At 66.2% G+C, this 468-nt stretch carries 1 protein-coding gene; it reads left to right on the top strand.

Features of this window, described 5'->3' with window-relative positions:
- Positions 1-468, top strand: a 468-nt coding sequence (locus tag Q3A80_RS31960; protein WP_446332760.1) for an Ig-like domain-containing protein, incomplete at both ends; no start/stop codon positions are given.

Below are 468 nucleotides of genomic sequence, written 5' to 3' on the forward strand. Positions count from 1 at the left end.
CGCACTGGGCGAAGGCGCACACAGCCTGACGGTCACCGCAACCGACACGGCGGGCAATGTGAGCACCCCGAGCACGGCATTCGATCTGACGGTCGATACGACTGCTCCGGCATTGCCGACGGTGAATGCGACAGACGGCACGTCGTTGTCGGGCACGGCTGAAGCGGGTGCAACGGTCAACATCGACACGAACGGCGACGGTACGCCGGACGCAACTGTGACGGCAGATCCGAGCGGAGCGTGGACGTACACGCCGTCGACCCCGCTGCCGACCGGCACGGTGATTGGCGTGACGGCAACCGATGCAGCGGGTAATACGAGCCCCTCTGCCTCGGTAACGGTGGCGGGCGATACGACAGCACCCGCGGCGCCGATCGTTGTCAGTGTGACGGACGACGTGGGTTCGATCATCGGCTTGCTGACGACTGGCGCAACGACGGACGACACGACGCCGACGCTTGCCGGCAC

The organism is Burkholderia sp. SR8 (assembly GCF_052851275.1).